This is a genomic window from Candidatus Thermoplasmatota archaeon (assembly GCA_034660695.1).
GTDB lineage: Archaea > Thermoplasmatota > E2 > UBA202 > DSCA01 > JAYEJS01.
The window spans coordinates 1-3956 of record JAYEJS010000151.1 but is presented as its reverse complement, the minus strand read 5'-3'; the positions used below and the strand labels follow the sequence as shown (position 1 = coordinate 3956).

The following is a 3956-nucleotide window of genomic DNA, read 5'->3' as shown; positions in this document are numbered from 1 at the left end:
GTTTTTTTACAACAACCGATTTGGTAAATCGATTGACTAATTTTGCTTTCATTGTCCCATCCCTACGGTTTCCTAAACCGTGGGAAGCATTCAAATTTTTCTAAAAATTTTGCTGGTCATCTACTGTGAAATAAGGGGCTTTTGAATATAAAACAAAGGCGCCCTGCATTACATTTTGCGGAAGTATATGATGAGATATATCTACAATTTTTGCGTCTGGATTGATGGAAAGGATCCTTCCTTTCATTTCTGCAGCATATTTCCACTCTATATCTGTTGTTAGTGTGATAATCATTTAATCACCTCGTTAATCCATTTTAAATAGCTACCATATTTCTTATTCCCTAGTTTGCATGTGGTTATCACCAAGCAGTACATACTATAAAAGCAGTTTTGGTTTTTAAAGTATTGCGAAATTATCTAACGTCAAAATGTATAGTAAATTCTCGATACGATTTTTATGCAAATTATGAAAATTCAGGCTCTGTCAGGAAATTCGGGTGATGAAAAATTTTTTAAATCCATAACAAATAAATAAAATAAAAGCGGGTATCCGTAGCAGGGTGCCCTTATGTATGTTTGGGAGAAATTCCTTCTGTTTATGCATAAGGAAGGTGTTTCCATGAAACACAAAACCCAATCAGTGCCACGCTTAGTAGTTTTGGAGCGGGTCATAAGACTCGTTTCTGCCATCGTGGCATTGGCAAAGACTTTGTTGTAGTTGTGTTACAGGGATGTATGTAGGGGTTGAGCGGGCGGGCGCGCTTGCTCGACCTTATGTTTCCACTTCCGCCTAAATTTTGTGTGTTTTTGAAAGGAGACTCACTCATTTGTTTTTTCCAAGTTCTAAATCTATATTTGCCGTCTCTGCGAGTGTTTTTCCACCTAACGCCCCGTGGGATCCATACATAAATTTTGAAAATAAATAAAAGAAAAGGAAACAATTTTTGTAAAAAAAGAGAAAAAAAACTGTTATAATGCGTAGAGATAGCAACGCCGTATAACGTGCGTACTGTGTGACACACACCATGCAAGTAATGAGGTTAAAAAGGACTTATCGGGCATTAAATTGCCATAAAAACATGCTAAAACATTTTATGCTCTATCTCCATTAAAGAAACGTGGAGTGGAAATACATTGATGATGTCCCCGTGGACAAAAAAATAAAAGATATGGTCAAAGAGCAGGGAATAGCGGAATTATATCCGCCGCAGGCTGAAGCATTGCCCTCTGTCATAGAAGGAAATAACATTGTTCTTTCTGTTCCCACTGCAAGTGGCAAAAGCCTGGTAGCATACCTGGCAATTTTGAATGCTGCCCTTCACGGAAAAAAGAGCATGTACATCGTTCCCCTGAGGGCGCTTGCCAGAGAAAAGTGGGACGACCTGCAGCCGTTCAAAAAGCTGGGGATAAAGGTAGGTATTTCCACGGGTGATCTGGACAATAAAAGTACTTATCTGGCAAAAAATGATATCGTCATATGCACATCTGAGAAGGCAGATTCCCTACTACGACACGGGGCCGGATGGATTGATGATGTTGAAATCGTTGTTGCCGACGAGATACACCTGATAAATGACTTTTCGAGGGGGCCGACACTCGAGATGGTGCTTTCCAGATTGCGCATAATGAATCCCAACCTCCAGATAATAGCCCTTTCTGCAACCATCAAGAATGCGGGGGGAATTGCGGAATGGCTGGACGCTGACCTTGTACAGTCGGAGTGGAGACCCGTGCCACTTAAAGAGGGTGTGCTGTACAAAAATAAAATTTATTTTCTTGACGACAGTATCAAGGAAGTTGATGGAAGCGGAAGGACGAGCAGCCTTGTCCTCGATGTTCTTCAGGAAAATGGGCAGGCTTTGATATTTGTAAACAGCCGTCGTTCAGCACAGACATCTGCCGAAAATCTGAAAGATGTTGTCGCATGCTTTATAAGGGAAAAGGAAAGAAAAGAACTCAAGAAAGCAAAAAATTCCATTCTTTCTGGAGGGGAAACAAACATTATTGCAGAAAAGCTGGCAGAGTGCATTGAGAGCGGCATTGCATTCCATCATGCCGGACTGAGCAATAGCCAGAGAAAGACAGTAGAGGATTACTTCAGAAAGGGATTATTGAAGTGTATAGTTGCCACACCAACGCTTGCTGCTGGCGTAAATACACCGGCAAGGAGAGTCATCATAAAAGATATATGGAGGTACTCGCAGGCAGAGGGGTACATGGTGCCGATTCCCATCATGGAAGTAAAGCAGGCAATGGGAAGAGCGGGACGACCCGGTTATGATTCAGTGGGAGAGGCCATACTGATAGCAAAAAACAGCAGGGACAAAGAAAGGCTCATGCGCGATTATTTAATGGCAGAGGTGGAACCCATTTATTCAAAGCTTGGAAGCGAGCCCGCACTGAGAATACATATCCTATCATTGATATCGACAAATTTTGCTGTGACATGGGACGAGATTGTTGGCTTTCTTAAAAAAACGTTTTATGCTCATCAGATAGGGGCTTTACCAGAAGACAAAATAGAGGATATCCTTGCATTTCTGGAGGAAAACGAATTTGTAATGAAAAAGGATGGCAGATGGGATGGGACTCTTTTTGGCAGAAAAACATCAAGTTTGTATATCGACCCTTTGTCGGCCCTTAAAATGAGGAAAGCACTGGAAGGCAGGGAAGCTGAGCCGTTTTCGTACCTGCATGCCATTTCCTCGACCCCAGATATGAGATGTATTTATGTATCAAAGAAAGATGACTGGGTAGAGGAAAAGGTGGAGACAAAAAAATTTTTGTTTGATGCACCATCATTTATTTCCCCGGATTACGAATGGTTTCTGGCAGAGGTGAAGACTGCATGCCTGCTTGAAGATTGGATAAATGAAGTTAGCGAAGATCGGATAATAAAAAAGTATCAGGTGGGTCCGGGAGATATTCACAATAAAGTTGAGACTGCTGAGTGGCTTCTTCATGCAATGCAGGAACTGGCAAGAATATTCAATTTTGATGCCGTCCCTGCGTTAACGACATTAATCATGCGCATGAGATACGGGTGCATGGATGGGTTGCTAAACCTTGTGCAGCTTCGTGGAATAGGGAGGGTCAGAGCAAGAGCATTGTATAAGGCAGGGTTCAAGAGCGTAAATGATTTAAGGAAAACAAGCATTGAAAGGCTTGCAATGGTGCCCCATATAGGAAAAGGCATTGCAAAAAGCATAAAAAAACAGATTGAATAAAATGAATATTAAAGTTATTGGATGCAGAGACAAAATAAAATACAGGGAAGAACTCATAAAAAAAATAAAATACTTTGGAAAGGAAAACAAAATAGCATGCCAGATAATGGATGCGGAAATGATATACAGTAAGGAGCATGTCGTCTCTGCTGTTGAGCATGCGGTCAGGGCTTTCAAAAATAAAACAAATTCATGCAACACGCTTGATATGGAAATTTTGCTATATGCTTCAGGGAAAAGGCAGATAAAAGATGCTATTGATGTCATGGGCATAAAAGATGGAGAGAAATTCGTTTTTGTATCTGCCGGGAAAACAGGGATTGCAGATTATAACGGAGAGGTAAAAGGCATTGAGGATTTCATAAAAAATCTTGGGGTGGAAATTGATAACACTGTTATAAATGGCAATGATGAATTTCTCAAAAAATTTGGAATAGGCAAGAAAGAACTGGAAACAGTCGATAAATCTATGTATGGCGACCTGATTCTCGAAAAAGTGGCAATGGTAGACGTCATAAAATAGAACAAAAAGCCCGGATAGGGTAGCTTGGATATCCTAGAGCCCTGCGGAGGCTCAGACTCGGGTTCAAATCCCGATTCGGGCATTTTTTTACTTTTAGGGGCTTTTTTTCATTTCCAGAACCCTCACAACACCCCCCTATTTCACTCCTGTAGTCGAGAACAGGTGAATGGTCTCTTTCTCGGAATATTTTGGATCGTCTGGAA

The 3956-nt window shown here is 41.1% G+C and carries 3 protein-coding genes and 1 tRNA gene; 3 read left to right on the top strand and 1 reads right to left on the bottom strand.

All coding sequences use genetic code 11. From position 1 onward, the window contains the following. Window positions 1-100 precede the first annotated feature (100 nt). Window positions 101-295, bottom strand: a complete 195-nt coding sequence (locus U9O96_08110; GenBank protein MEA2055047.1) for an SAM-dependent chlorinase/fluorinase — start codon at window positions 293-295, stop codon at window positions 101-103. An 826-nt stretch (window positions 296-1121) separates the two neighbouring features. Between U9O96_08110 and U9O96_08105 the strand changes: the two genes are divergently transcribed. The 3 genes from U9O96_08105 (at window position 1122) to U9O96_08095 (ending at window position 3835) form a co-directional block, all read left to right on the top strand. After that, the gene (locus U9O96_08105) at window positions 1122-3230 is read left to right on the top strand and encodes a DEAD/DEAH box helicase (GenBank protein MEA2055046.1); all 2109 of its coding nucleotides are present in this window, start codon (window positions 1122-1124) and stop codon (window positions 3228-3230) included. Between the two features lies 1 nt (window position 3231). Next, window positions 3232-3753 (top strand): KEOPS complex subunit Cgi121, encoded by a 522-nt coding sequence (cgi121, locus tag U9O96_08100; GenBank protein MEA2055045.1) that lies wholly within the window; start codon window positions 3232-3234, stop codon window positions 3751-3753. An 8-nt stretch (window positions 3754-3761) separates the two neighbouring features. After that, window positions 3762-3835: transfer RNA gene (locus tag U9O96_08095), tRNA-Arg, on the top strand. Window positions 3836-3956 lie beyond the last annotated feature (121 nt).

Coding starts and splice junctions, on each gene's coding strand:
- cgi121 (MEA2055045.1), top strand. CDS start 3,232: ATGAATATTAAAGTTATTGGATGCAGAGACAAAATAAAATACAGGGAA.
- U9O96_08110 (MEA2055047.1), bottom strand. CDS start 295: ATGATTATCACACTAACAACAGATATAGAGTGGAAATATGCTGCAGAA.